This is a genomic window from Pseudomonas sp. AK-TSAG1-1 (assembly GCF_056821665.1).
Genome location: NZ_CM165965.1, coordinates 1,216,208 through 1,242,709, shown reverse-complemented (window position 1 = coordinate 1,242,709; position 26,502 = coordinate 1,216,208). Strand labels below are relative to the sequence as shown.

23 protein-coding genes are annotated in these 26,502 nt (G+C 60.6%); 9 read left to right on the top strand and 14 right to left on the bottom strand.

Annotated features, from left to right (window positions below):
- Window positions 1-348: 348 nt before the first annotated feature.
- Entirely contained in the window at window positions 349-1,665 is a 1,317-nt protein-coding gene (locus tag AC1UK9_RS05580) for an MFS transporter (RefSeq protein ID WP_025112185.1), read from the top strand.
- Between the two features lie 105 nt (window positions 1,666-1,770).
- Here AC1UK9_RS05580 and purT read toward each other — a convergent pair whose 3' ends face one another.
- The 5 genes from purT to AC1UK9_RS05555 all read right to left on the bottom strand — a co-directional run bounded on the left by purT (window position 1,771) and on the right by AC1UK9_RS05555 (window position 5,666).
- Complete coding sequence (gene purT, locus AC1UK9_RS05575) at window positions 1,771-2,952, bottom strand: formate-dependent phosphoribosylglycinamide formyltransferase (protein ID WP_482579670.1); 1,182 nt, start codon at window positions 2,950-2,952, stop codon at window positions 1,771-1,773.
- A gap of 100 nt (window positions 2,953-3,052) precedes the next feature.
- Window positions 3,053-3,520 carry a preQ0 transporter gene (locus tag AC1UK9_RS05570; RefSeq protein WP_482579669.1) on the bottom strand — a complete coding sequence of 156 codons (468 nt, stop codon included), beginning with the start codon at window positions 3,518-3,520 and terminating at the stop codon, window positions 3,053-3,055.
- Between the two features lie 762 nt (window positions 3,521-4,282).
- Window positions 4,283-4,498, bottom strand: a complete 216-nt coding sequence (locus AC1UK9_RS05565; RefSeq protein WP_482579668.1) for a DUF1289 domain-containing protein — start codon at window positions 4,496-4,498, stop codon at window positions 4,283-4,285.
- Entirely contained in the window at window positions 4,495-5,019 is a 525-nt protein-coding gene (locus AC1UK9_RS05560) for a gamma carbonic anhydrase family protein (RefSeq protein ID WP_025112181.1), read from the bottom strand. Before AC1UK9_RS05560 ends, AC1UK9_RS05565 begins: the two co-directional genes overlap by 4 nt.
- A 47-nt stretch (window positions 5,020-5,066) precedes the next feature.
- The gene (locus tag AC1UK9_RS05555; protein WP_482579667.1) at window positions 5,067-5,666 is read right to left on the bottom strand and encodes a CoA pyrophosphatase; all 600 of its coding nucleotides are present in this window, start codon (window positions 5,664-5,666) and stop codon (window positions 5,067-5,069) included.
- A 146-nt stretch (window positions 5,667-5,812) separates the two neighbouring features.
- Between AC1UK9_RS05555 and AC1UK9_RS05550 the strand changes: the two genes are divergently transcribed.
- The 7 genes from AC1UK9_RS05550 to nagE all read left to right on the top strand — a co-directional run bounded on the left by AC1UK9_RS05550 (window position 5,813) and on the right by nagE (window position 14,388).
- Entirely contained in the window at window positions 5,813-6,364 is a 552-nt protein-coding gene (locus tag AC1UK9_RS05550) for an NUDIX hydrolase (protein ID WP_482579666.1), read from the top strand.
- A 49-nt stretch (window positions 6,365-6,413) separates the two neighbouring features.
- Window positions 6,414-6,929, top strand: a complete 516-nt coding sequence (locus AC1UK9_RS05545) for a L,D-transpeptidase family protein (RefSeq protein WP_025112179.1) — start codon at window positions 6,414-6,416, stop codon at window positions 6,927-6,929.
- A gap of 283 nt (window positions 6,930-7,212) precedes the next feature.
- Window positions 7,213-7,944 (top strand): GntR family transcriptional regulator, encoded by a 732-nt coding sequence (locus AC1UK9_RS05540; RefSeq protein ID WP_025112178.1) that lies wholly within the window; start codon window positions 7,213-7,215, stop codon window positions 7,942-7,944.
- 47 nt (window positions 7,945-7,991) lie between these two features.
- The gene (nagA, locus tag AC1UK9_RS05535; RefSeq protein WP_025112177.1) at window positions 7,992-9,098 is read left to right on the top strand and encodes an N-acetylglucosamine-6-phosphate deacetylase; all 1,107 of its coding nucleotides are present in this window, start codon (window positions 7,992-7,994) and stop codon (window positions 9,096-9,098) included.
- Complete coding sequence (locus AC1UK9_RS05530; protein WP_025112176.1) at window positions 9,079-10,101, top strand: SIS domain-containing protein; 1,023 nt, start codon at window positions 9,079-9,081, stop codon at window positions 10,099-10,101. The genes nagA and AC1UK9_RS05530 overlap by 20 nt, the downstream gene beginning before the upstream one ends.
- 34 nt (window positions 10,102-10,135) lie before the next feature.
- Complete coding sequence (gene ptsP / locus AC1UK9_RS05525) at window positions 10,136-12,649, top strand: phosphoenolpyruvate--protein phosphotransferase (RefSeq protein WP_482579665.1); 2,514 nt, start codon at window positions 10,136-10,138, stop codon at window positions 12,647-12,649.
- Window positions 12,650-12,672: 23 nt separating this feature from the next.
- The gene (gene nagE, locus AC1UK9_RS05520; RefSeq protein WP_482579664.1) at window positions 12,673-14,388 is read left to right on the top strand and encodes an N-acetylglucosamine-specific PTS transporter subunit IIBC; all 1,716 of its coding nucleotides are present in this window, start codon (window positions 12,673-12,675) and stop codon (window positions 14,386-14,388) included.
- A gap of 51 nt (window positions 14,389-14,439) precedes the next feature.
- On the opposite strand, the gene AC1UK9_RS05515 is transcribed toward nagE, so the two are convergent.
- The 5 genes from AC1UK9_RS05515 to purL all read right to left on the bottom strand — a co-directional run bounded on the left by AC1UK9_RS05515 (window position 14,440) and on the right by purL (window position 21,221).
- Complete coding sequence (locus tag AC1UK9_RS05515; RefSeq protein WP_482579663.1) at window positions 14,440-14,886, bottom strand: hypothetical protein; 447 nt, start codon at window positions 14,884-14,886, stop codon at window positions 14,440-14,442.
- Entirely contained in the window at window positions 14,870-15,508 is a 639-nt protein-coding gene (locus AC1UK9_RS05510; protein WP_482579662.1) for a DUF6036 family nucleotidyltransferase, read from the bottom strand. The genes AC1UK9_RS05515 and AC1UK9_RS05510 overlap by 17 nt, the downstream gene beginning before the upstream one ends.
- 275 nt (window positions 15,509-15,783) lie before the next feature.
- Window positions 15,784-16,146 carry a DUF6124 family protein gene (locus AC1UK9_RS05505; protein WP_473014556.1) on the bottom strand — a complete coding sequence of 121 codons (363 nt, stop codon included), beginning with the start codon at window positions 16,144-16,146 and terminating at the stop codon, window positions 15,784-15,786.
- Window positions 16,147-17,007: 861 nt separating this feature from the next.
- Window positions 17,008-17,319 (bottom strand): YqfO family protein, encoded by a 312-nt coding sequence (locus AC1UK9_RS05500; protein ID WP_025112172.1) that lies wholly within the window; start codon window positions 17,317-17,319, stop codon window positions 17,008-17,010.
- A 5-nt stretch (window positions 17,320-17,324) separates the two neighbouring features.
- Window positions 17,325-21,221, bottom strand: coding sequence for a phosphoribosylformylglycinamidine synthase (gene purL, locus AC1UK9_RS05495; protein WP_482579661.1), 3,897 nt, complete (start codon window positions 21,219-21,221; stop codon window positions 17,325-17,327).
- A 285-nt stretch (window positions 21,222-21,506) separates the two neighbouring features.
- Here purL and mltF point away from each other — a divergent pair, with 285 nt between their 5' ends.
- A complete protein-coding gene (gene mltF / locus AC1UK9_RS05490) occupies window positions 21,507-22,967 on the top strand; it encodes a membrane-bound lytic murein transglycosylase MltF (protein WP_482579660.1) in 1,461 nt (486 codons plus the stop codon).
- Window positions 22,968-23,091: 124 nt separating this feature from the next.
- Here mltF and pdxJ read toward each other — a convergent pair whose 3' ends face one another.
- From pdxJ to rnc, 4 genes are all read right to left on the bottom strand, one after another.
- The gene (pdxJ, locus tag AC1UK9_RS05485; protein ID WP_482579659.1) at window positions 23,092-23,835 is read right to left on the bottom strand and encodes a pyridoxine 5'-phosphate synthase; all 744 of its coding nucleotides are present in this window, start codon (window positions 23,833-23,835) and stop codon (window positions 23,092-23,094) included.
- Window positions 23,836-23,883: 48 nt separating this feature from the next.
- A complete protein-coding gene (gene recO, locus AC1UK9_RS05480) occupies window positions 23,884-24,573 on the bottom strand; it encodes a DNA repair protein RecO (RefSeq protein ID WP_025112168.1) in 690 nt (229 codons plus the stop codon).
- 168 nt (window positions 24,574-24,741) lie between these two features.
- On the bottom strand, window positions 24,742-25,644 hold the full coding sequence (gene era / locus AC1UK9_RS05475) for a GTPase Era (protein ID WP_003221935.1): 903 nt from the start codon (window positions 25,642-25,644) through the stop codon (window positions 24,742-24,744).
- A complete protein-coding gene (gene rnc, locus AC1UK9_RS05470; protein ID WP_024011703.1) occupies window positions 25,637-26,326 on the bottom strand; it encodes a ribonuclease III in 690 nt (229 codons plus the stop codon). The genes era and rnc overlap by 8 nt, the downstream gene beginning before the upstream one ends.
- Window positions 26,327-26,502 lie beyond the last annotated feature (176 nt).

Below are 26,502 nucleotides of genomic sequence, written 5' to 3'. Positions count from 1 at the left end.
TTGTCGCGAGGGCGCACAGCGACCGCAAAATAGCGGCAGCACGTCAAAAGAGGGACGGCTGCGCAACCCAGCGGGAGCAACCTCTCTCGCCACAGATTCATTCGCCTTCAAATTGCGCTGGCTGTTTTATCCCTCTTGTTCAATCGTTAGCCCGCTTCCTATAATCCAAACGCTTACCCAAGCGCCGCCGAGCCCTGTGCTTACCCTGCACTCCTGCGACTTCGGCTATATCCGCATCACCCCGACGACTGTTCCTACTCGAAACAGCGACGCGTCTCATCCCACATCCCTGGGTGCTCGACCATAATAATTCGCTCCAACGGAGCCATAACTGTCAGGGATCACCGCATGACGACCAGTACCGCTTGCAGCGCTATCGCACCCGCCCAGCCAACCAACTCCGCCACGCGCGTGGCGACGGCAAGTTTCATCGGCACCGCCATCGAGTTCTACGACTTCTACGTCTATGCCACCGCCGCCGCGCTGGTGATCGGGCCGGTGTTCTTTCCGCAGACCTCTGGCACCGCGCAGATGCTCTCGGCGTTTCTCACCTTCGGCATCGCCTTCCTCGCACGCCCGCTGGGCTCGGCATTGTTTGGCCACTTCGGCGACCGCATCGGGCGCAAATCGACGCTGGTCGCCTCGCTGTTGCTGATGGGGGTCTGCACCACGCTGATTGGCGTGCTGCCGGGTTACGCCAGCATCGGCGCCTGGGCGCCAATTCTGCTGTGCGTGCTGCGCTTCGGTCAGGGTTTGGGACTCGGCGGCGAATGGGGCGGCGCAGCGCTGCTGGCCACGGAAAACGCCCCCAAGGGCAAGCGAGCGTGGTTCGGCATGTTTCCGCAACTTGGCCCGTCGATCGGTTTTCTCGCGGCCAACGGCCTGTTCCTGACCCTGGCCATGACCCTCAACGACGAACAGTTCCGCAGCTGGGGCTGGCGGATTCCGTTCCTGCTCAGTGCGGTATTGGTGATGGTTGGCCTGTACGTGCGCCTCAAGCTCCACGAAACCCCAGTCTTCGCCAACGCCATTGCCCGTCAGGAGCGGGTGAAAGTGCCGCTGGTCGAATTGTTCAGCCAATACTGGGTGCCAACCTTGCTCGGCGCGGCGGCGATGGTGGTGTGCTATGCGCTGTTTTACATCTCGACAGTGTTTTCCCTGAGCTACGGCGTGTCCACTCTTGGCTACAGCCGTGAGACGTTCCTTGGCTTGCTGTGTTTTGCCGTGCTGTTCATGGCTGCAGCGACACCGTTGTCCGCCTGGGCCAGTGACCGCTACGGGCGTAAACCGGTGCTGATCATCGGTGGCGTGCTGGCGATTCTGTCCGGATTCCTGATGGAGCCATTACTGACGCAGGGTTCGACCTGGGGCGTGGCGCTGTTCCTGTGCATCGAGCTGTTCTTGATGGGCGTGACATTTGCGCCAATGGGCGCGCTGCTGCCAGAACTGTTTCCGACACACGTGCGCTATACCGGTGCGTCGGCCGCCTACAACCTGGGCGGCATCGTCGGCGCCTCGGCAGCACCGTTCTTTGCGCAGAAGCTGGTGGCGATGGGCGGTCTGAGTTATGTCGGCGGGTATGTTTCGGGGGCTGCAGTGCTGAGTTTGATTGCGGTGTTGTGCCTGAAGGAAACGCGCAATAACGATCTGAATCAGATTGCCTGACGGAAGATCAAAAGCTTCGCGAGCAAGCCCGCTCCCACATTGGATCTGTGGCGTACACAAAACCTGTTGTGGGAGCGGGCTTGCTCGCGAATGTCGTGCCTCGATTTACAGCTCGACGACGACAGCCTGGGCAGCCCGGGTCGCCTTGGCACGCGCAGCCTCGATCGACTCATCCCGCGCCAACGCCACGCCCATCCGGCGCTGACCATTCACTTGCGGCTTGCCAAACAGACGCAGCGCGGTATCCGGCTCGCTCAGCGCAGCGCCGAGGTTGGCAAAGGCTGTCTGGGTCGACTGCCCTTCCACCAGAATCACTGCCGAGGCCGACGGGCCGAACTGACGGATCAGCGGCACCGGCAGGCCGAGAATGGCGCGGGCGTGCAGCGCGAACTGCGACAGGTCCTGGGAAATCAGGGTCACCAGACCGGTGTCGTGCGGGCGTGGCGAGACTTCACTGAACCACACCTGATCACCCTTGATGAACAACTCGACACCGAACAGACCACGACCACCCAGCGCCTCGGTCACGGCTTTGGCCACGCGCTCGGATTCAGCCAGAGCAATCGGACTCATGGCCTGTGGCTGCCAGGATTCCTGATAGTCGCCCTTCTCCTGACGGTGACCGACTGGTGCGCAGAACGTGGTGCCACCGATGTGGCGCACGGTCAGAAGGGTGATTTCGTAGTCGAAATCGATGAAACCTTCGATGATCACCCGGCCTTTGCCGGCGCGGCCACCTTCTTGCGCATAATCCCAGGCTTTCTGCACGTCATCGGCGCTGCGCAGCAGGCTCTGACCCTTGCCCGACGAGCTCATCACTGGCTTGACCACACATGGGAAGCCCAGGTCCTGAACGGCTTTGCTGTAGTCCTCGAAGGTGTCGGCAAAGTGGTACGGCGAAGTCGGCAGGTCCAGCTCTTCAGCCGCCAGACGACGGATGCCTTCGCGGTTCATGGTCAGTTGCGCAGCGCGTGCGGTCGGGATCACGGTGAAGCCTTCGGCTTCCAGCTCGACCAGCGTGGCGGTGGCGATGGCTTCGATTTCCGGCACGATGAAGTGCGGCTTCTCGGCTTCGATGACCGCACGCAGCGCGGCGCCGTCGAGCATGTTGATCACGTGGCTGCGATGGGCAACCTGCATGGCCGGCGCGTTGGCGTAACGGTCGACGGCAATCACTTCAACGCCCAAGCGTTGCAGCTCGATCACCACTTCCTTGCCCAACTCACCACAGCCACACAGCAATACGCGGGTCGCGGTTGGCGACAATGGAGTTCCGATACGGGTCATCTCAGGTCCTCAAAGAAGCGGATCATCGAGGAAAGCAGCGTCAGACGCGCTTTCCATGGGGAGAAAGCGCGGCATTTTACATGAACCCGAGGGTTTGGCTTCAGCTGGCGACAGCCTGTTTGCGCTCGCGCCAGGCCATGATCAGCCAAACGGCGGTGACACCGGCGAACTTCGAGGCCAGTGCGGTGATGATCACCGGTGGCGTCATCAGGTCGATCATGCCGAAGAAGATGAAGGTATCGAGGGGAATGCTCAGCGCCGAGCTGATCCACAAGCGATCACGCAACGGCCGTTTGGTGATGCTGAAGACAAGCCAATCGATGATCTCGGAGACAGCGAACGCCGTGGCGCTGGCAAAGGCGATGGACGGATCGGACGTGACGTACGACAACACCAGCGCCGCCAGCATCGCCACAATCGCACCATGACCGAAGCGGGTTTGCACCATGTCGCGCAGCACGAACACCAGCCCGCCCCATGCGGACCAGATGATGTCCAGGTGCGGCGCGGTGGAGAATGCGAAGTTGATCAGCACGACGCTGCTGATGTAGGCGATGAGGAAAATCATGGAAGCGACCTGTCGGATTGGCGCACAGGTTACTTCAGGCTGGGAGTTGGGCCAATAAGAAGTCGCGACTGTGCCGGCCTCTTCGCGAGCAGGCTCGCTCCCACACTGGATCTTCAGTGAATCCGAATGGCAGGGCTGGCACAGATCAAATGTGGGAGCACGACGCTACTGATGTAGGCGATGGAAAGTCATGGAGGGCGACCTGTCAATTTGCCGCACAGAATTCTTCAGGGATTGTTTTTGACCAATATGAAGTCGCGACTGTGCCGGCCTCTTCGCGAGCAAGCCCGCTCTCACACTGGATCTTCAGTGAATCCGAATGGCAGGGCTGGCACAGATCAAATGTGGGAGCACGACGCTGGTGATGTAGGCGATGGAAAGTCATGGAGGGCGACCTGTCAATTTGCCGCACAGAATTCTTCAGGGATTGTTTTTGACCAATATGAAGTCGCGACTGTGCAGGCCTCTTCGCGAGCAGGCTCGCTCCCACACTGGATCTTCAGTGAATCCGAATGGCAGGGCTGGCACAGATCAAATGTGGGAGCACGACGCTGGTGATGTAGGCGATGGAAAGTCATGGAGGGCGACCTGTCAATTTGCCGCACAGAATTCTTCAGGGATTGTTTTTGACCAATATGAAGTCGCGACTGTGCCGGCCTCTTCGCGAGCAAGCTCGCTCCCACACTGGATCTTCAGTGAATCCGAATGGCGGGGCTGGCACAGATCAAATGTGGGAGCGGGCTTGCTCGCGAAGGCGGTTTGTCAAACGCCAGATTTCCCGGGAATCATCCACACCAACCCACTCGCCTTCGCCCGCTCATGACACAACCCCAGCACCACCCGGCGCTCGTCATTGGTCATCCGGCCCCAGCGCGTGATCTCCTCGACCGTGCGCTGGCAACCTGTGCAAATATCGTCCTCGTCCAGTGCGCAGATATTCACACACGGCGAGGCGACAGGTCTTTGCGGCGTGTTCATTCTTCCTGCTCTACCAGATCACGCGCGTAACGCTGCGAGTTATGCACATAGTGCGCGGCGCTGGCCTCAAGCATCTTCTTCTGCGGCTCGGTCAGCTCGCGCACGACCTTGCCCGGGGAGCCCATTACAAGCGAACCGTCAGGGATTTCCTTGCCTTCGCCGATCAGCGAATTGGCGCCGATGATGCAGTTCTTGCCGATCTTTGCACCGTTGAGAATCACCGCGTTGATGCCGATCAGGCTGTAATCGCCGACGGTGCAGCCATGCAGCATGGCGTTATGACCGATGGTCACACCGGTGCCGATGGTCAGCGGGTAGCCCATGTCGGTGTGCATCACCGTGCCGTCCTGGACGTTGCTGTTCTTGCCGATCAGGATCAGTTCGTTATCACCACGCAGCACGGCGTTGAACCAGACGTTGGCACCCTCTTCCAGTCTGACCTTGCCCACCAGCACGGCATTGGGCGCGACCCAGCTCTGTGGGTGGGTGTCGACGCGGGCGTCGCCCAGGCGGTATTTCATCTTGTTTTCCTCAGGGCTCACAATGACGGGCCATTCGAGCGATGGCTTCAGGTATTGATATAGTTTTTGGGGGGGTGGTGCAGGCTGATCTGTTCGTCATAGAGCAGATTGATCAACTCGACGATCATGATCGCCGTCAGCCCCCAGATCTTGAACTCACCGTAACGATAACTCGGCACGTACCAGCTGCGGCCCTGATAATCGATTCGATGCGTGTGTTCACGCGGGTCTTTACGGAAGAATTCCAGCGGCACGTTGAAGACTGCAGCGATCTCGGCATCGTTGGCCTGGTACTCGACAAAGTCCGGGATCACCCCGACATAAGGCGTGACCTTGATGCCATGCAACGAAATCAGCGGGCTGAGCGGGCCGATGACCTCGACCAGCCCCGGCGGCAGACCGATTTCTTCCTCAGCTTCGCGCAGGGCAGTGAAAATCAGGTCAGGGTCTTCCGGATCACGACGTCCGCCAGGAAAGGCCACCTCGCCGCCATGGGTCGAAAGGCCGCTGGCGCGCAGGGTCAGCACCAGCTCGGGCTCGTCACTGCGGGTGATCGGCACCAGAACAGCGGCCTCGGGGAAACGTTTATCGGTCTCCAGCGTGCGCGGTGTGTGGTTGCTTACCCTATGCAGTAGCTCGTCCAGCATGAGTGTTCTCGATCTGTGCCTTACCCTGCATCATGCACCAATCATTGCAGCCGCCCAAGCCCCTCGCCGGGCCATGTCGCGAAACGACAACTTGCCGACCGGCACCGCTGCACGCCAAGATAGGCGCAGCATTCAGGAACCCCAGCATGAAATTTTGCAGCCAGTGCGGCAACCCGGTGACCCAGCGCATTCCCGAAGGCGATTCGCGGCTGCGATTTGTCTGTGGCAGCTGTCAGACCATTCACTATCAAAACCCCAATATCGTCGCCGGTTGCGTCGCGACCTGGGGCCGCCAAGTGCTGCTCTGCCGCCGCGCCATCGAGCCACGCCTGGGTTACTGGACGCTGCCCGCCGGTTTCATGGAAAACGGCGAGACCATCGAACAGGCCGCGATTCGCGAAACCGCCGAAGAAGCCTGCGCCCGGGTGCGCAACCTGAGCATCTATACGCTGATCGATGTGCCACACATCAGCCAGGTGCATGTGTTCTTTCGCGCAGAACTGGCCGACCTGGACTTTGCCGCCGGCCCCGAAAGCCTCGAAGTGCAACTATTCGACGAAGCCGACATTCCTTGGGACGAGCTGGCTTTCCGCACGGTGGGGCGTACCTTAGAATGCTTCTTCGCTGACCGTCGCGCCGAAACCTACCCGGTTCGCTCCGAATCGATACCGCCGCTGGCTCAGCCTGCCATCACCTGAAAGCTTCCATAAATAAAATATCTGCGTCACTCCCTGGGGAATCGTTTCAATGCGCTGGTTGCTTGCCCTGCTTTGCCTGTCGTTCGCCACGCTCTCACAAGCGTCCTTCGTGACCACCGTGACGCCCTCGAATACGCCGCTGATCGAAAAAATCCTGGTGCTCAAATCGGCGCATCAACTGCAACTGATCGCCGACGGCAAGCCGATCAAGACCTACCGTATTTCCTTGGGCAAGGGCGCGAAAAAGGGTCCAAAACTGATTGAAGGCGACAAACGCACCCCGGAAGGTTTTTATTGGATCGACTGGCGCAAGGTCAGTGAAAAATTCAACCTGGCGATGCACATCTCCTACCCCAACATCAGCGACTCGGCGCGCGCCCGGCGTGAAGGCGTCGAGCCTGGCGGGATGATCATGATCCACGGCACTCCGGATTCGGAGGAAACGCCTGAAGACCTGTTCCACACCCTGGACTGGACCGACGGCTGCATCGCCATGCGCAACATGGACATGCGCGAGGTCTGGGGCCTGGTGCCGGACGGCACGATGATCGAGATTCGCCCGTAACGACCCACCACTGGTCACCTGCAAAAAAATAAATCAAAAGATCGCAGCCTGCGACAGCACCTACAGGGGTGATACCACTCTGAACGGTAGGTGCTGCCGCAGGCTGCGATCTTTTGTGTTTTACCGCTCACCACTAATACCACTTCAATACATCACACTCAGAACCCGCCATTTCATTGGGCTGCAGACCATTTCCATGCGTTGACATGGTATTCAAGTGGTATTAATTTCCGCCCCACAAGCGAGCCACAACAATCCTATACTCGCGCCGGAAATGACCTACATGAACGACCTCCAGGCCCTACGCCCAGATGACTCCCAGCCGACGCCGCTGTACCTGCAGCTGGCGCGCAATCTGGAATCGGCCATTCACGCCGGGCAGTGGAAGGCCGAGCAGGCAATGCCGTCCGAGCGCAACCTCAGCGAGTTACTGGGCATCTCCCGGGTCACCGCCCGCAAGGCGCTGGAAGTGCTGCTCGATCAAGGCCTGATCCGTCGCCTGCAAGGTTCCGGCACGTTCATCACGCCACGTCTGGAACAACCGTTGTCGCGCCTCTCAGGCTTCAGCGAAATGCTCCGCCTCAAGGGGTTTGTGCCCAGCTCGCAGTGGCTGGAGCGTGAAGTCACCCTGCCGACCCACGAAGAATTGATCCGTCTGGGCCTGTCGCCGAACGACAAGGTCGCGCGCATGAAACGCCTGCGCAAGGCCGACGACACCGTGATGGCCATCGAGATGAGCACCCTGCCCGCCGCGATCATGCCCAAGCCGCAACTGGTCGGCGACTCGCTCTATGAATACCTCGACGGCATCGGCAAACCGATCGTCCGCGCCCTGCAGCACATTCAGGCGATCAACGCCTCGGACGAGTTTGCCGCGCTGGTCGGCATCGCCCCCGGTACCGCCATGCTGCTGATGACCCGGGTCGGTTATCTGGAAGACAACACGCCGATCGAAGTCACCGACACCTATTGCCGCAACGACTACTACGACTTTGTTGCAGAGCTTCGCCGATAAAGAGCCGCGCGGCTGATCAGGCGCGCCGTCAAACAGCGAGAACCGAAATGTCCGAAGACAACATCCTCACCGCCAGCGGCTGGGTTCGCGGCCGGCTGATCCACGAACACGGCAAAGTCGTGTCGATCGAAGGCGTGCCCTGCGATCCGGCCGACAATGACCTGCCGTATCTGCTGCCGGGCTTCATCGACCTGCACGTCCACGGCGGTGGTGGCAAAGACATCATGGAAGGCGCCAGCGCCTTCGAGACCATCACCAAGACCCACGTGCGCTTCGGCACCACCTCGCTGCTGGCCACCACCATGACCGCACCGAGCGCCGAGATCTCCAGCGTCCTGAAGGAGGTCGGAGAATTCTGCGAACAGCGTCCGAAAGGCGCCGCCCGCGTGCTTGGCGTACACCTCGAAGGCCCGTACATCAATCCCGGCAAACTCGGCGCGCAACCGAACTTCGCGCACACCGCGTTGATGGCCGAAGTCGAAGAGTATCTGGCGCTGGCGCCGATTCGGGTGATCACCATCGCCCCGGAAATCGCCGGTCACGACGCTTTGATCCGCGAGTTGAGCAGCCGTGGTGTGCGCATGCAGATCGGCCACACCCTTGGCAGTTACGAAGAAGGTGTCGCTGCACTCGATGCCGGCGCGACCAGTTTCACTCACCTCTACAACGCCATGAGCCCGCTGCATCACCGCGAACCCGGGATCGTTGGCGCGGCACTGGCCCACGCCACATTCGCCGAGCTGATCCCTGATTTGCTGCACGTGCATCCCGGCGCCATTCGTGTGGCCTTGCGCTCGATCCCGTGCCTGTACTGCGTCACCGATTCGACTGCCGCCGCCGGCATGCCCGACGGTGAATACAAGCTGGGCAGCCACACCGTGACCAAATGCCTGGGCGGCGTACGCCTGCCCGACGGCACCCTGGCCGGCAGCACCCTGACCATGGATCAGGCCCTGCGCAACCTGGTGAAGATCGGTTTGCCGATCGCCGAAGCCTCGCAGCGTCTGTCGCAATTTCCCGCCGACTACCTCGGCATCACCGAACGCGGGCGCCTGGCACCTGGCGCCTGGGCCGACTGCGTGCGGCTGGATCGCTCACTCACACTGACCGCTGTCATGGTCGAAGGAGAAGACATTGACTTCAAAAATGCTTGAGGAGGCGCTGTCCTCGTTCGAGGCCGTGCAAGCCCAACTGCAACAGCTCGACCCGCAAATGATCGAGATCGCCGGGCGCCTGCGCCGTCAGCCGCCGCAAGTTGCGATGACTGTCGCCCGTGGCAGCTCCGACCACGCGGCGAGCTACTTCGCCTACCTGACCATGCAGCAATTGGGTGTGCCGGTGGCGTCGTTGCCGATGTCGGTGGTGACCATGCAGCAGGCACCGTTGAAGGTCAGCGGCCAGGTCGCGTTTGCGTTTTCGCAATCGGGACAGAGCCCGGATCTGGTCAACAGCCTGCGTCTGTTGCGCAAACGCGGCGCGCTGAGCGTGTCGATGGTCAATGCCGCCGATTCGCCTTTGGAAGCAGCCTGTGAATTCAGCCTGCCGCTGCTCGCTGGCACCGAAAGCAGCGTCGCCGCGACCAAGAGCTTCATTGCCACCCTCAGCGCCAGCGCCCGCCTGATCGCGCACTGGAAAGAAGACCGCGAATTACTCGAGGCACACAACGCCCTGCCCGAAGGCCTGCGCGAAGCCGCGCAACAGGACTGGAGCGCCGCCATCGACGCGTTGCGCGATTGCGAACGGCTGATGGTCATAGGCCGTGGCGCAGGCTTTGCCATCGCCCAAGAAGCAGCGCTGAAATTCAAGGAAACCTCGGCGATTCAGGCTGAAGCTTTCAGCAGTGCCGAAGTCCGTCACGGCCCGATGGCCCTGATCGACGAGCACTACCCACTGCTGGTGTTCGCGCCACGCGGTGCCGAGCAGGCCGGTCTGATCAGCCTCGCGGCGGAGATGCGTCAACGCGGCGCCCGTGTATTGCTCGCCGCGCCGGACGACATTCTCGAACGCGACCTGACCCTGAGCCGCGCCGAACACCCGGCCCTCGACCCGATCCTGGCGATCCAGAGTTTCTACGTGATGGCCGCCGGCCTGGCCGTGGCCCGAGGCATGGACCCGGATCAACCGCGCCACCTGAGCAAAGTGACCCGCACGCACTAAGTCCGAATGACTGCACACCTGATGAGACCGAGCCATGCACAACAACAATAAAGAGCTGACCCTCAGCGCCCCGCTCAGCGGCCCGGTGCTCACGCTCGCCAAAGTCCCGGACGCGGTGTTCGCCAGCGGCGCGATGGGTGACGGTATTGCCATCGACCCGATCAACGACACTCTGTATTCGCCGTGCGCCGGGGTGATCATTCACGTCGCCCGCACCGGCCACGCGCTCACGGTGCGTGCCGACAACGGCGCGGAAATCCTCCTGCACCTGGGCCTGGACACCGTTGAACTGAACGGCGAAGGCTTCTCGATGCTGGTCAAGGAAGGTGGCCGCGTCAGCAAGGGTCAGCCTTTGTTGCGCTACGACCTGGACAAGGTCGGCCAGCAATGCAAAAGCCTGGTCAGCCTGTTGATCCTGACCAACAGTCAGGATTTTCAGGTGCGCCCGATCACGCTTAAGGCGGTAAAGGTCGGTGACCCCCTGCTGCACATCGTTGCCCGCAACAGTGCGGCGGCCAATCCTGAAATGCTTGGCGGGCCTGAGGTTCACGGGCATGTGCTGGTAGCTCATCGTGGCGGCCTGCATGCGCGCCCTGCTGCGCTGATTCGCCAGACCGCGCAAGGCTTCAAGAGCCAATCGCAGCTGCACTTCGCTGGCAAATCGGCGCCGTGCAACAGCCTGATCGGGCTGATGGGGTTGGCCGTCGGTGAGCAGGATGAAGTGCAGGTCAGTTGCCAGGGGCCGGATGCCGAAGCCGCGCTGCAAGCGTTGCTCGGCGCATTGGCCACCGCGCTGCCCGAGGATCACCACACCGTCGCACCGGTCAGCGCTGCACCACGCAAACGCCCCGCCGAGGCTGGCGTCCTGCAAGGTGTGTGCGCCGCACCGGGACTGGTCGGTGGGCCGCTGTTTCGCCTGAATGCGATCAGTCTGCCGGCGGATACCGGCAATCATGATCCGCGGGTGCAACAACAGGTTCTTGAGTCGGCGTTGAGTCAGGTTCGTAGCGAAATCCAAGCCACCCTGACCCAAGCGAAAAAGCACAAGAACGCCGACGAAGAAGCGATCTTCGCGGCGCATCTGGCACTGCTCGAAGACCCGGCCTTGCTCGACGCCGCACAGCACGCCATCGACCAAGGCGCGGCGGCGACTCACGCCTGGAGCCAGTCGATCGATGTCCAGTGTGACGTGCTGCAACACACCGGCAGCGCACTGTTGGCCGAACGCGCCAATGATCTGCGCGACCTCAAGCAACGCGTGCTGCGTGCGCTGCTTGGCGAAGCCTGGCATTACGAGGTGCCGGCCGGCGCCATCGTTGCCGCGCATGAGTTGACGCCGTCGGATCTGCTGCAACTCAGCGCGCAAGGTGTCGCCGGGTTGTGCATGGCCGAGGGCGGCGCGACCTCGCACGTGGCGATTCTGGCGCGGGGCAAGGGTCTGCCGTGCATGGTTGCGCTGGGGTCGGCTTTGCTCGATCAGCCGCAAGGGCAATCAGTGGTGCTGGATGCTGACGGCGGTCGCCTTGAACTGACCCCGAGCGCCGAACGCCTGGCCGAAGTTCAGCAAGCGCAAATCGAGCGCCAGCAACGCCGCGACGCACAACAAGCCAAGGCCCACCTGCCCGCCGAAACGCGCAATGGCGTGGCGATCGAAGTGGTCGCCAACGTCGCCTCAAGCGCTGAAGCGGCCGACGCATTCGCCAACGGCGCCGACGGCGTCGGCCTGCTGCGCACCGAATTCCTTTTCGTTGACCGCCAAACGGCGCCAGACGTTGAAGAACAGCGCGTCGCCTACCAAGCCGTGCTGGATGCGATGGGCGACCAATCGGTGATCATCCGCACCATCGACGTCGGCGGCGACAAGCAACTCGACTACCTGCCGCTGCCTGCCGAAGCCAACCCGGTGCTCGGCTTGCGCGGCATTCGACTGGCTCAGGCGCGTCCGGAAATTCTCGACCAGCAACTGCGTGCGCTGCTGCAAGTCAGCCCTCTGCGCCGTTGCCGAATCCTGTTGCCGATGGTCACCGAGGTCGATGAACTGCTGCACATCCGTCAGCGCGTCGATGCGCTGTGTCTGCAGTTGGGCATCAGCCAGCGCCCGGAAATCGGCGTGATGGTCGAAGTCCCCGCCGCCGCGCTGCAAGCCGAGCAACTGGCCGAACACGCCGACTTCCTCTCGATCGGCACCAACGATCTGTCGCAATACACCCTGGCCATGGATCGCGACCACGCAGGCTTGGCCGCCCGGGTCGATGCCCTGCACCCGGCGCTGCTGCGCCTGATCGCCATGACCTGCGCAGGCGCAGCGGTGCACAAGCGTTGGGTCGGTGTCTGCGGCGCCCTCGCCTCCGATCCACTGGCAACACCAGTGCTGATCGGCCTGGGCGTCACCGAACTGTCGGTCAGCCCGGTGCAGATCGGGGAAATCAAGGACCGCGTACGTCAGTTGCACGAGGCCGAATGCCAACGCCTCAGCCACGACCTGCTCAAACTGAACAGCGCCGCTGCGGTTCGTCACGCCTGTCATCAACATTGGCCTCTGCGCTAACAAAAACAAAAAGGACGAACGCCATGTACCAACTCTTCATCGAAGGTCTCCAACGCCTCGGCCGCGCGCTGATGCTGCCGATCGCGATCCTGCCGATTGCCGGCCTGCTGCTGCGTCTGGGTGACACCGACCTGCTGAACATCGCGATCATCCACGATGCCGGGCAAGTGATCTTCGCCAACCTGGCGATGATTTTCGCCATCGGCATCGCCGTCGGGTTCGCCAAGGACAACAACGGCACCGCCGGCCTCGCCGGAGTAATCGGTTATCTGGTGATGATCTCCACGCTCAAGGTGCTCGACGCGAGCATCAACATGGGCATGCTCGCCGGGATCGTCAGCGGCCTGATGGCTGGTGCGCTGTACAACCGGTTCAAGGACATCAAGCTGCCGGAGTATCTGGCGTTCTTCGGCGGGCGTCGGTTTGTGCCGATCGTCACCGGTTTTGCGGCGGTCGGTCTGGGCGTGGTGTTCGGCTACATCTGGCCGCCGATCCAGCATGGCATCAACAGCTTCGGCAGCCTGATGATGGAAAGCGGCAGCTTCGGCGCCTTCGTCTTCGGCGTGTTCAACCGCTTGCTGATCGTCACTGGCCTGCACCACATCCTCAACAACATGGCGTGGTTCGTGTTCGGCAACTTCACCGATCCGACCACAGGTGCGCTGGTGACTGGCGATCTTTCACGCTACTTCGCCGGTGATCCGAAGGGCGGCCAGTTCATGACCGGCATGTTCCCGATGATGATTTTCGGCCTGCCGGCAGCCTGCCTGGCGATGTACCGCAACGCCCTGCCGGAGCGGCGCAAAGTGATGGGCGGGATTTTCCTGTCGATGGCCCTGACCTCGTTTTTGACCGGGGTAACCGAACCCATCGAATTCGCCTTCATGTTTTTGGCGCCGCTGTTGTATCTGCTGCATGCGTTGCTGACCGGGTTGTCGATGGCGATTACCAATGCGTTGAACATTCACCTGGGCTTCACGTTCTCTGGCGGTTTTATCGACATGGTGTTGGGTTGGGGACGCTCGACCAATGGCTGGCTGGTGATTCCCGTGGGGCTGGCGTATGCCGTGGTGTATTACGCGGTGTTTGATTTCTGCATTCGTCGCTTCAATCTGAAAACGCCGGGGCGTGAAGATGTTGCGGCGGCCGACAAGGCTGTTCTCACCGAGAACGAGCGCGCTGCGGCCTACATCAAGGCACTCGGTGGCGCAGAGAATCTGGTGACGGTGGGTGCGTGCACCACCCGTCTGCGCCTGGAAATGGTCGATCGCAACAAGGCCTCCGATGCTGATCTGAAAGCACTGGGTGCGATGGCGGTGGTCCGTCCGGGCAAGGGTGGCAGTTTGCAGGTAGTTGTCGGACCGATGGCCGACAGTATTGCTGATGAGATTCGCCTGGCGATGCCGGCGTTGGGGCGTGCGCTGGTAGCTGCGTCAGCGGTGGTTATCGATGAACCAAAAGCGATTGTGGTCGCCGGTTCCGAGGCCCAGCAATGGTTGAATGCGCTGGGCGGTGGCGACAACGTGCTGCAACTGGACTGCATTGCGATGAGCCGGATTCGCTTGCAACTAGCGGATGGCAAGGCGTTGTCCGAGGCTCAGTTGAAAGAGCTGGGCTGCCAGGGTGTCAGCCAGTTGGAAGGTGGAATCTGGCATCTGTTGGTGGGTGACAAGGCTGCAAGCTTGAGCGGAGCGCTTGAGGCGTTGATCAATCGCAGCGAGGTGAGTGCGAAGGTTTAATCGACACAAAAAACCCGGCTTAGGCCGGGTTTTATCGCCGACAAATTCAGCTCAGGATGAATGCTGTTCCGCTTGATAATGGCGCGTCTGAAACGGCATCAGCGTTTGAACCTTCAATCCAAGGCTTTCTGCTAATCCCCAGGAGACGGCCAATTCGTCTTTGCGATTGCGTAATGAAACCTTGGTTAGAGGCGCGACATCCTGCTTCGGCGTCGAGTGCGCGAAAAGCTCCAACGCATGAAGCGTTTCCAGCACGCGGGTATCCGAGACACACGAGAAACGCGTAAATCGCTCCAGCAGGTAAGCGGCACGACGGCGTTCAATATCATCACGATGATGCTTCAGGAACGCCTTGACCTCGCTTTCAACATTCGAATCCGAGTACCAGACTTCTTTCGCAGCACTCACCAGTGCTACGTCGTCGGCCTGATTCAGAGGGCTTCTGACGAGAGTGTCTAACGCGGATGAGAGGACGTGAGCGTCATTCACCTTCGGCATCTGCTTTCTCCAGGTAGTCCTGCAATATGTTGGTCAGAACAGAGGTCGATTGCGCTTTATTGCCAACATATACATCAATTGCCTGCAATGCCAGACGCCGTAGTTCGCCGGTCAGTATGAACCCACACCTTAGAAGCGCATTGATGTCTGCAATATCGTGATCTGTAGCCCTGCCCAACTTTGTAATGGCTATGTCGACGGGTGCAGCAATATGGATGTGTAGAGGAGACTCCAGCGAAAACTCTGACATGGGAATACTTCGAGACCAATAATCCTCGTGAATCGGGCCAAAGCTAGTGTTGTATTGCAGGTCGTAGTTCAACTCCATCTTTCGAGCAGAAAGCTCATCGACAAAGGGCTCCGGGACCTCCGCCAGTAGTGTGCGCAAGTCGAATCCTGCCGGAATGCATGCCTCATAGATTTCCGCATCGACATCCAACGATATGCGGTGATGGGTATAGAGGTGAACTGCGTATCCTCCAAACACAATGATCTTCACCGCTCCCGGTGCTGAGTTCTCCTGAATCAGTTCCGCCTCGACTGACTTGAACATCGATACCAGCGCCCGTCCCAACGCAGTATTCGTGTTGATACGAGGTGTGACGACGGGACGCAATTCCATTTTGAACCTCAGAGTCATATCGAAGGTTTCAGTGAACGGAGCTACATCCCGTTTTCGGTCTATTGCCAGGCCCGCTGTTGCCAGAGACAACCTAAGGTAGAGAGGCTACTTCCGAGGGACAACCTGAAAAAACGGTAGGAAAAAACTGCTATTTGATGAGGTACAGGATGTATTCCGACAACTGCGAAAACGCTTTCGCGAGCAAGCCCGCTCCCACAGGGAATGCATTTCAAATGAGGGAGCCAGCCTGCTGGCGATGAACGATGACGCGGTCGTCAGGTTTGTGGGTCGACCCGATCCAGTGCTCGGTTTACTGCCAGTTCGGCAAGCATGACGATTTGCTGGATGCCTAGTGCAGTGCTGCGTTGCGCACCGGTTAACTCGTTAGCAAAGTTGCTGGCGGCGCTTGCTGAGGCCAAGGACTCACAGGCGTGGGCAAGCAGGCTTTCGGTGTCGACACCGGGATGGACGAGGAACATCGTGCTGGGTCGGCGAGATTTTGCGGGTTCGGGACAGAGGTAGAAATCGAGGGCGCGTTTGATGGCTTCGCGGTTTCGGACCATCTCTTCGGCGCGGAGGGCTTCTTCGAGTGGAGTGGTGGTTTCGTGGGGTGGATCTGGAACAACTTTATCGGACATAAAAACTCTGCACGCAATAGAGCGTAGAGAGCGGGCGCCCGACGGACAACCTGAAAACATCGTGGGAAGGTTCTGCGATTTCGACACAGATTTAAACATACCAAATCTCTATGTTGACTGGATTGGCCCCATCGCCAGCAGGCTAGCTCCCACAGTGGGGTTTGTGTGCATTCAGCTAGAAAAAGGGCGGCTGTCAGGGCGCTATCGCTGGCAAGCCAGGCTCCCACAGGGATTGGGTACATCTGCGATTTTTGGTTGGCTGTGAGGTCGCTATCGCGAGCAGGCTCACTCCTACAGTTGGACTGAGTGCATCTGCAAGAAACAGGTCGGCAGCAAGGCCAGCACCCACCGTTTCCAATTGCAAACCTCCACCGCGGCAAAGCCGCCCCACTCAAATGGTCGAGTGTCAGCTCGCCGAAAGCTCTTGATCGTGATCCACAGGCCCCGTCGGCAGGCTGAGTGGAGGGATTTATCCGGGGGTGGGAGCGCAGCGACCGTTCGACGAAGTCGAACACATCGAGAGGAGGTGCAGCGAAGCAAACCGGAGACGATGCGCCCGGATGGATCCCGGAGCGAAGGAACCCCGAGCCTTAGCGAGTGGGCCGAACGTTGGGGCAAGCCTTTTTGGTTACTTTTGAGGCGTTTGTCAAAAGTGACCCGTCGTAAGGACGGAACCCTAAGCAGCCGTGACCGCAGGAATGGATATGTACTCGATCAGCCAGAACATCATTGCCTGAGCCAACGCCTTCGCGAGCAAGCCCGCGCCCACATTGGAACCCCATCGCCCGAAAAATCGGGGGCAACAAAAAACCCGCAGACAATCACTCATCGGCGGGTTTCCTGTTTCAGCAGCAAGAAAGATCAGAAATCTTCCAGCCGCCACACTTCATAAGCCGGCGTCTCGTACGGATGACTGAGCTTCAACGCCGCCACAACAGCCACGATCAGCTCATCCGCCACCACAAGCTCAACCTTCCATTCCTCAACCCGCTCAACCTGCCCCGCCTCGCCAATGAACGGCTGACTGCCGTCCAACGGTCGAAACTGGCCCAGACCGAGCACCTGCCACGCGCAGTGGTCATAGTCACCGATCCGCCCACCACCGGCAGCGAACACAGCCCCTTTGACCACTTCGACATGACTGTCAGGAACAAAAAACCCGAGCTTGTACACAGGCCTTAGTTCACCCAGACGCGAGCATTACGGAACATGCGCATCCAAGGAGCGTCCTCGTTCCAGTCTTCCGAACGCCACGAGTTCTGCACGGCGCGGAACACGCGCTCCGGGTGCGGCATCATGATCGTCACGCGACCGTCGCGGCTGGTGAGACCGGTGATCCCGCGCGGCGAACCGTTCGGGTTGGCCGGGTAGGCTTCGGTGACCTTGCCGTGGTTGTCGACGAAACGCATCGCCACGCAACCCGACAGATCGGCTTCCAGCAGTGCCTCTTCGCTGGAGAACTCGGCGTGACCTTCACCGTGAGCAATGGCGATCGGCATACGCGAACCGGCCATGCCTTGCAGGAAGATCGAGTTCGACTCCTGGATCTGCACCATCGCCACGCGCGCTTCGAACTGCTCGGAGCGGTTACGCACGAAGTGCGGCCAGAACTCGCTGCCCGGGATCAGCTCGTGCAGGTTGGACATCATCTGGCAACCGTTGCACACGCCGAGGGTGAAGCTGTCGTTACGTTCGAAGAAGCCCTGGAACGCATCGCGGGCACGGCTGTTGAACAGTGCCGACTTGGCCCAGCCTTCACCGGCGCCGAGTACGTCGCCGTAGGAGAAACCACCGCACGCTACCAGACCTTTGAACTCGTTCAGGTCGACGCGGCCGGCCAGAATGTCGCTCATGTGCACGTCGATCGCATTGAAACCGGCGCGGTCGAACGCGGCCGCCATTTCCACCTGACCGTTTACGCCCTGCTCGCGCAGCACGGCAACCTGTGGGCGGATGCCTTTCTTGATGTAAGGCGCGGCGATGTCCTGGTTGACGTCGTAGCTCAGCTTGACGCTCAGGCCCGGATTGTCTTCTTCCAGCAGCACGTCGAACTCTTGCTCGGCGCAGTCGGCGTTGTCACGCAGACGCTGGATCTGGTAGCTGGTTTCAGCCCAGGTACGCTGCAGCAGACGGCGCTGACCTTCGAACACGGTGTCACCGTTGAAGGTGATATTGATCTGGCCGTTGTTCATTGGTTGACCGATCACCGACACGCAGTCGCCCAGACCGGCCGCGCTGAATTGCGCGAGGATGTCTGGCGTGGCGTCCTGACGAACCTGGATCACGGCACCCAGTTCTTCGTTGAACAGAATGGCGGCGATTTCTGCCGAGGACTCGGCAACGCTGTCCAGGTTCAGGCTCAGGCCGCAGTGGCCGGCGAAGGCCATTTCCACCACGGAAGTCAGCAAACCACCGTCGGAACGGTCGTGGTAAGCCAGCAGGTGACCGTCGGCGTTGAGGCCCTGGATCACTGCGAAGAAGGCTTTCAGGTCTTCGGCGTCATCGACGTCCGGCGCGTGTTTGCCGAGTTTGCCGTGAACCTGTGCCAGGATCGAAGCGCCCATACGGTTCTGACCGCGACCGAGGTCGATCAGGATCAGGTCGGTGGTGCCCTTGTCCATGCGCAGTTCCGGGGTCAGGGTCTGACGGATGTCAGCCACTGGCGCGAAACCGGTCACGATCAGCGACATCGGCGAGGTTACGGTTTTTTCTTCGCCGTTGTCGTTCCAGCGGGTGGCCATGGACATCGAGTCCTTGCCCACCGGAATGGTGATACCCAGCTCAGGGCACAATTCCATGCCGACCGCTTTCACGGTGTCGTACAGACGCGCGTCTTCGCCCGGGTGACCGGCAGCCGACATCCAGTTCGCCGACAGTTTGATGTCGGAGATCTTGTTGATGCGCGACGCAGCGATGTTGGTCAGGGTTTCACCGATGGCCATGCGGCCCGAAGCCGGGGCGTCCAGCAGTGCCAGCGGAGTACGCTCGCCCATCGCCATCGCTTCGCCGGTGTAGACGTCGAAACTGGTGGCGGTGACGGCAACGTCGGCCACCGGAACCTGCCATGGGCCGACCATTTGGTCACGGGCCACGAGGCCGGTGATGGTGCGGTCGCCGATGGTGATCAGGAAGCTCTTGCTCGCAACAGCCGGGTGGTGCAGAACGCGCTCGATGGATTCGGTGATGTCGAGGTTCGACGGATCGAAGTCATCGCCCAGCTCGGCTTCGCGAACCACCGAACGGTGCATGCGCGGAGCCTTGCCCAGCAACACTTCCAGTGGCATGTCCACCGGGTTGTTGCCGAAGTGGCTGTCGGTCACGGTCAGTTGCGGTTCGGCGGTCGCCTCGCCCACTACGGCAAACGGGCAACGCTCACGTTCGCAGATCGCCTGGAAGCGCTCGAAGTCAGCCGGGCCGACGGCCAGAACGTAACGTTCCTGGGATTCGTTGGACCAGATTTCGTGCGGGGCCATGCCCGGCTCGTCGTTTGGAATGTTGCGCAGTTCGAAACGGCCACCACGCTCGCCGTCGTTGACCAGTTCCGGGAAGGCGTTGGACAGACCGCCCGCACCCACGTCGTGGATGAAGCTGATCGGGTTTTTGTCGCCCAGTTGCCAGCAACGGTCGATGACTTCCTGGCAGCGACGCTCCATTTCAGGGTTTTCACGCTGCACGGAAGCGAAGTCGAGATCCGCCGAGCTGGTGCCGGTGGCCATCGAGGAAGCGGCGCCGCCGCCCAGACCGATGAGCATCGCCGGGCCGCCGAGCACAATCAGCTTGGAGCCAACGACGATCTCGCCTTTCTTGACGTGTTCTTCGCGGATGTTGCCCATGCCGCCAGCAAGCATGATCGGCTTGTGGTAACCGCGAACTTCGTCACCGTGCGGAGTGGTGATCGATTGTTCGAAGGTACGGAAGTAGCCAGTCAGGGCCGGACGGCCGAATTCGTTGTTGAACGCGGCACCGCCCAGCGGGCCTTCGATCATGATGTCCAGTGCGGTAACGATGCGCTCAGGCTTGCCGTACGGCACTTCCCACGGCTGTTCGAAGCCCGGGATCTGCAGGTTGGACACGGTGAAACCGGTCAGGCCGGCCTTTGGTTTGGCGCCACGACCGGTTGCACCTTCGTCACGGATCTCGCCGCCGGAACCGGTGGATGCGCCCGGGAACGGAGCGATCGCCGTCGGGTGGTTGTGGGTTTCAACCTTCATCAGGATGTGCACCGGCTCCTGCACCGCGCCGTACTGGCGGGTCTCGGGATTCGGGAAGAAGCGGCCGGCCACGTTGCCGACGATCACCGAGGCGTTGTCCTTATAAGCCGACAGAACGCCTTCGCTGTGCATCACGTAGGTGTTCTTGATCATGCCGAACAGGCTTTTTTCCTGGCTCTGGCCGTCGATGTCCCAACTGGCGTTGAAGATCTTGTGGCGGCAGTGCTCGGAGTTGGCCTGGGCAAACATCATCAGTTCGATGTCGTGCGGGTTGCGCTTGAGACCGGTGAAGGCGTTGACCAGGTAATCGATCTCGTCTTCGGCCAGGGCCAGGCCCAGCTCGGTGTTGGCCTTTTCCAGCGCGGCGCGGCCGCCACCGAGGATGTCGATCGCGGTCAGCGGTTTCGGCTCGGCGTGGCTGAACAGACCGGCGGCCTGTTCCAGGTTGCCCAGCACGATCTGGGTCATGCGGTCATGCAGCACGTCGGCGATTTGCTGAGCTTGAGCGTCGCTGAACTGGCCGGCCACGTAGAACGCGATACCGCGCTCAAGGCGCTGGATTTTGCTCAGGCCGCAGTTGCGGGCGATGTCGCTGGCCTTGCTCGACCATGGCGAGATGGTGCCGAAACGCGGCAACACCAGAAACAGACGGCCGGTCGGCTCTTGTACCGGAACGCTTGGACCGTACTTCAGAAGGCGCGCAAGCACCTGCTGTTCGTCGCCGGTCAGGACGCCGGTGACTTCGGCGAAGTGAGCGAATTCAGCATACAGGCCACTGACAGCTGGAACCTTCTGGCTCAGTTGCTCAAGGAGTTTGCTGTGGCGAAAGGCAGAAAGGGCAGGAGCGCCGCGCAGGATCAACATCTTCGGGACAGCCTCGGGAAGGGGTGTGCTTTGAGGCCGTGCATTCTAGCCTAAACCGCCCTCAACATCACCCGAAACGCTACGCACGGTTGCACTCGGATATCAATCTGTGTTTCTGCCTTTGAAGTCAAATTTCGAGGGTCTGCGGGCAGCGCTTATTTTTTCTGTCACAAAATGCCCTCGAGCCCCATTCCTGCGGGGTTTCGGCCGGTTTTGTGATCGCTAGCAGACAAGCCCTTCACTGTCGAGATATGGCGCCCGTGGCCGTTTGCGTATACTGCGCAGATGTTTTTCCCAACGGCTTTGCGTCCGCGGTACGCCAAATGGCTGATCGCAACCGGACTCTTCCTGGTGCTCGGTGGCTGTGTTGATAAACCCAACACACTCGAGCGCGTAAAGGAGGATGGTGTGCTGCGGGTGATTACCCGTAACAGCCCCGCCACCTACTTTCAGGATCGCAGCGGTGAAACCGGCTTCGAATACGAGCTGGTGAAGCGTTTCGCCGACGATTTGGGGGTCGAGCTGAAAATCGAGACCGCCGACAACCTCGACGACCTGTTCAACCAGATCGGCAAACCGAACGGCCCGGTATTGGCCGCAGCCGGCCTGGTCAGCAGCGAAGATCGCAAGAAACAGGTGCGGTTCTCCCACTCTTACCTCGAAGTCACGCCGCAGATCATCTATCGCAACGGTCAGTCACGACCAACCGATCCCGGCGATCTGGTCGGCAAGAAGATCATGGTGCTCAAGGGCAGCACCCACGCCGAACAGTTGGCAGAGCTGAAAAAGAAATTCCCCGGCATCGAATACGAAGAATCCGACGCGGTGGAAGTGGTCGACCTGTTGCGCATGGTCGATGAAGGCCAGATCGATCTGACCCTTGTCGATTCCAATGAAGTGGCGATGAACCAGGTGTACTTCACCAACATTCGCGTGGCCTTCGACCTCGGCGATGCACGCAGCCAGAGCTGGGCCGTGGCCCCGGGCGAAGACAACAGCCTGCTCAACGAGATCAACGCCTACCTCGACAAAGTGCAGAAAAACGGCACCCTGCAACGTCTGAAAGACCGCTACTACGGCCACGTCGATGTCCTCGGCTACATGGGCGCCACCACCTTCGCCCAGCACTTGCAGCAGCGCCTGCCGAAATACGAACAGCACTTCAAGACGTACGCCAAGAAAGAGAAAGTCGACTGGCGCCTGCTGGCGGCGATCGGCTATCAGGAATCGCTGTGGCAACCGGCGGTCACCTCGAAAACCGGCGTGCGCGGCCTGATGATGCTGACGCAGAACACTGCCCAGGCGATGGGCGTATCGAACCGTCTCGATCCCAAGCAAAGCATCATGGGCGGCGCCAAGTATCTGGCCTACATGAAGGATCAGCTCGATGATTCGATTCAGGAGCCGGATCGCACCTGGTTCGCGCTGGCGGCTTACAACGTCGGCAGCGGTCACCTTGATGACGCACGCAAACTCGCATCCCGCGAAGGCCTGAACCCGGATAAGTGGCTGGATGTGAAGAAGATGCTGCCACGCCTGTCGCAGAAGCAGTGGTACAGCAAAACCCGCTACGGCTACGCCCGTGGCGGCGAGCCGGTGCACTTCGTGGCGAACATCCGTCGCTACTACGACATCCTGACCTGGGTGACCCAGCCGCAGCTTGAAGGCGATCAGGTGGCCGAGGGCAATCTGCATGTGCCGGGGATCGACAAGACCAAGCCTGCTGCGGAACCTGCCCCGCTCTAACCAACACCCCAAATCAATTGTAGGAGTGAGCCTGCTCGCGATAGCGGTGTGTCAGTCAATTAGATGTTGTCTGATACACCGCTATCGCGAGCAGGCTCACTCCTACAGCGGGTTGTGTGGTTGCTTAGTGCTTGGCGGCGGCCAGGATCAGCGCTTTCATCTCGGACACTGCGGATTTGAACCCGACGAACAACGCATGCGCCACCAGCGCGTGGCCGATGTTCAGTTCGTTGATGCCCTTGATCGCCGCCACGGCTTCGACGTTGTGGTAGTGCAGGCCATGGCCGGCATTGACGATCAGGCCCTGCGCCAGACCAAACGCCACGCCGTCCGCCACACGCTTCAGCTCTTCAGCGACTTCGGTCGGCGTTTGCGCATCGGCATAACGCCCGGTGTGCAGCTCGATGGCCGGTGCGCCCACGCGCTTGGACGCGGCGATCTGACGTTCATCCGCATCGATGAACAGCGACACTTCACTGCCGATCTTCGACAGACGCTCGACCGCTGCCTTGATGCGCTCTTCCTGCCCCGCTACATCCAGACCACCTTCGGTGGTCAGCTCCTGACGGGTTTCCGGCACCAGGCAGATGTGCGCCGGACGGATGCGTTCGGCGAACGCCATCATCTCTTCGGTGACGCCCATTTCGAAGTTCATGCGGGTCTGCAGCACGTCCTTGAGCAACAGCACGTCGCGTTCCTGAATGTGCCGGCGGTCTTCACGCAGGTGCACGGTGATGCCGTCGGCACCCGCCTCTTCTGCGTCCAGCGCCGCCTTGACCGGATCCGGGTAGCGCGTGCCACGGGCCTGACGCAGGGTGGCGACGTGGTCGATGTTCACGCCAAGAAGAATGCGATTGCTGGTGGTCACGGATGCGCGCTCCTGAAGAAAAAGATTCGGCGCACAGCATACACGGGGCTAGGGTTTACGAAACAGCTCGCGACTGACGAGGGGCCGACCGCCGAGGTGAACGGCCAGTGCCTGACGCATCAACCGCTTGGCCGCGGACAGTGCGCCGGGGGCGGTCCAGTCGGCTTCGGCCATGGCCAGTAATTCAACGCCATTGAACAGACCGGGTTGCAACAGGAAAACCCGCTCCAGTCCCGCGTCCACTTGCAGGCGATAGAGGCCATCCGGCGCGACGGGCTCACCGTGAATATCAGTGTTCAGGGAAAAGCCGTAACCGAGATCGTCCAGCAGTCGCCATTCGAAGGAGCGCAGCAGTGGCTCCAACGGACGGCCTTCGGCCAATGCCAGCAAGGTCGCGGCATAGTGATCGAATACACCGGGGTGCGGGTCTTCGGCGGGCAGCAAGCGGATCAGTAGCTCATTCAGATAGAGACCGCTGAACAGCGCTTCGCCGTTAAGCCACGCTGAAGTCCCAGAACTCTCCATGCGCCCGACATTCTTCAACTCACCCTTGCCACGAAACTCGACTTCCAGCGACACGAAGGGCCGCGCCAACGTCCCGGCCTTGCCCCGCGCACTGCGCAACACTGCCCGCAGCCGCCCTTGCGGCGTCAGGAAGTCCACCAGCGCGCTGGTTTCGCGGTAGGCGCGCGAATGCAGGACGTAGGCGGGTTGGGCGAGAGGTGGGGTTTGCGACATGAAGTTCTCGATGAAGACACGCAGGTTTACTCACAACCCAAAACTACTGTGGGAGCGGGGTCGCTCGCGAAAGCGCTGAATCAGTCAAAGTATATGTCGACTGACACTGCGCATTCGCGAGCAAGCCCGCTCCCACAGGGTGTTCTCTGGTGTAACAGAAAACCGGTGTTACAGGTCGCCGTAACCCAGCGAACGCAATGCACGCTCGTCGTCGGACCAGCCGCCCTTCACCTTGACCCACAGGTTGAGCATGATCTTGGAGTCGAACAGCAACTCCATGTCCTTGCGCGCTTCGGTGCCGATGCGTTTGATGCGCTCGCCCTTGTCGCCAATGATGATCTTCTTCTGACCGTCACGCTCGACGAGGATCAGCGCGTGAATGTGCAGGGTCTTGCCCTGCTGCTTGAACTCTTCGATTTCGACGGTGATCTGGTACGGCAACTCGGCGCCCATCTGGCGCATGATTTTCTCGCGCACCAGCTCAGCGGCGAGGAAACGGCTGCTGCGGTCGGTGATCTGGTCTTCCGGGAAGAAGTGATCGTTCTCCGGCAGATGATCGGCGATGACCTTTTCCAGCGCATCGAGGTTATGCCCGTGCTGCGCCGAAATCGGGATGATCTGCGCGTTCGGCAGCTGTTCCTGCAACCACGACAGGTGCGGCATCAGCTCGGCCTTGTCTTCGATGCGGTCGGTCTTGTTCAGCGCGACGATCAACGGGCCGGTCACGTACTGCACGCGCTCCAGGACCATCTGGTCTTCTTCGGTCCACTTGGTGCGGTCGACCACGAAGATCACCACGTCGACGTCTTTCAACGCCGCCGAAGCGGTCTTGTTCATGTAACGGTTGAGGGCCTTTTCGCCACCCTTGTGCATGCCGGGGGTGTCGACGTAGATCGCCTGCACGTCACCTTCGGTCTTGATCCCGAGCATGTTGTGACGGGTGGTCTGCGGCTTGCGCGAGGTGATCGCCAGCTTCTGCCCCAAAATGTGGTTCAGCAGCGTGGACTTGCCCACGTTGGGACGGCCGACGATGGCAACGTAGCCACAGCGAGTTGCGTTTGTATCAGTCATTGCCATTCTCCACGCCCAGGGCAATCAGTGCTGCGGCGGCCGCTACCTGTTCGGCAATACGACGGCTCACACCCTGACCTCGGCTTTTTTCATTCAATAAGACCACTTCGCACTCGACGAAGAAGGTACGGCAGTGCGGCTCACCCTGGATATCCACCACTTCGTAGCGTGGCAGTTCACAACCGCGCGATTGCAGGTGTTCCTGCAGACGGGTCTTGGGATCCTTGTTGGTGTCGACCAGCGTCAAGCCTTCGAACTCACCGGCCAGCCAGGCCAGTACACGCTCGCGGGCGACATCCATGCCGGCGTCGAGGTAGATCGCACCGATCAACGCCTCGAGGGCATCGGCCAGAATCGACTCGCGTCGGAAGCCGCCACTTTTCAGTTCGCCCGAGCCCAGACGCAGGTAATCACCCAGGTCGAAACCACGGGCCAGCACGGCCAGTGTCTCACCCTTGACCAGGCGCGCGCGCAAACGCGACAACTGGCCTTCGCGGGCCAGCGGGAAGCGATCGAACAGCGCCTCGCCGGCAACGAAGTTGAGGATGGCATCGCCGAGGAATTCCAGGCGTTCGTTGTTACGCCCGGCAAAGCTGCGGTGCGTGAGGGCCAGCAGCATCAGCTCCTGATCCTTGAAGGTGTAACCGAGCTGGCGCTCGAGACGGCTTAGAGAAACGCTCACGGTTTACCCACGCTGAGTTCGTGGCTGGATTCCACCGCCATCGCCGGGGTACGGCGCAGGCCTGGGACAATTAACGCTGTGTTCAAAAATTACGTCCTGAATATCGTGGCTTCATGCCCTGGCGCCGATTTGTGTCGACTCCAGAAATGCATTCGGCGCTGTGGTCAACAGCGCCG

Bases quoted from the DNA above. Each gene is read 5' to 3' on its own strand.
- AC1UK9_RS05580 (WP_025112185.1), top strand. From the start codon at position 349: ATGACGACCAGTACCGCTTGCAGCGCTATCGCACCCGCCCAGCCAACC.
- AC1UK9_RS05540 (WP_025112178.1), top strand. From the start codon at position 7,213: ATGAACGACCTCCAGGCCCTACGCCCAGATGACTCCCAGCCGACGCCG.
- era (WP_003221935.1), bottom strand. From the start codon at position 25,644: ATGACTGATACAAACGCAACTCGCTGTGGCTACGTTGCCATCGTCGGC.
- AC1UK9_RS05570 (WP_482579669.1), bottom strand. From the start codon at position 3,520: ATGATTTTCCTCATCGCCTACATCAGCAGCGTCGTGCTGATCAACTTC.
- AC1UK9_RS05560 (WP_025112181.1), bottom strand. From the start codon at position 5,019: ATGAAATACCGCCTGGGCGACGCCCGCGTCGACACCCACCCACAGAGC.
- nagA (WP_025112177.1), top strand. From the start codon at position 7,992: ATGTCCGAAGACAACATCCTCACCGCCAGCGGCTGGGTTCGCGGCCGG.
- AC1UK9_RS05545 (WP_025112179.1), top strand. From the start codon at position 6,414: ATGCGCTGGTTGCTTGCCCTGCTTTGCCTGTCGTTCGCCACGCTCTCA.
- AC1UK9_RS05550 (WP_482579666.1), top strand. From the start codon at position 5,813: ATGAAATTTTGCAGCCAGTGCGGCAACCCGGTGACCCAGCGCATTCCC.
- AC1UK9_RS05555 (WP_482579667.1), bottom strand. From the start codon at position 5,666: ATGCTGGACGAGCTACTGCATAGGGTAAGCAACCACACACCGCGCACG.
- recO (WP_025112168.1), bottom strand. From the start codon at position 24,573: ATGTCGCAAACCCCACCTCTCGCCCAACCCGCCTACGTCCTGCATTCG.
- AC1UK9_RS05515 (WP_482579663.1), bottom strand. From the start codon at position 14,886: ATGCCGAAGGTGAATGACGCTCACGTCCTCTCATCCGCGTTAGACACT.
- AC1UK9_RS05565 (WP_482579668.1), bottom strand. From the start codon at position 4,498: ATGAACACGCCGCAAAGACCTGTCGCCTCGCCGTGTGTGAATATCTGC.
- nagE (WP_482579664.1), top strand. From the start codon at position 12,673: ATGTACCAACTCTTCATCGAAGGTCTCCAACGCCTCGGCCGCGCGCTG.
- ptsP (WP_482579665.1), top strand. From the start codon at position 10,136: ATGCACAACAACAATAAAGAGCTGACCCTCAGCGCCCCGCTCAGCGGC.
- mltF (WP_482579660.1), top strand. From the start codon at position 21,507: ATGTTTTTCCCAACGGCTTTGCGTCCGCGGTACGCCAAATGGCTGATC.
- AC1UK9_RS05505 (WP_473014556.1), bottom strand. From the start codon at position 16,146: ATGTCCGATAAAGTTGTTCCAGATCCACCCCACGAAACCACCACTCCA.
- purL (WP_482579661.1), bottom strand. From the start codon at position 21,221: ATGTTGATCCTGCGCGGCGCTCCTGCCCTTTCTGCCTTTCGCCACAGC.
- AC1UK9_RS05510 (WP_482579662.1), bottom strand. From the start codon at position 15,508: ATGGAATTGCGTCCCGTCGTCACACCTCGTATCAACACGAATACTGCG.
- purT (WP_482579670.1), bottom strand. From the start codon at position 2,952: ATGACCCGTATCGGAACTCCATTGTCGCCAACCGCGACCCGCGTATTG.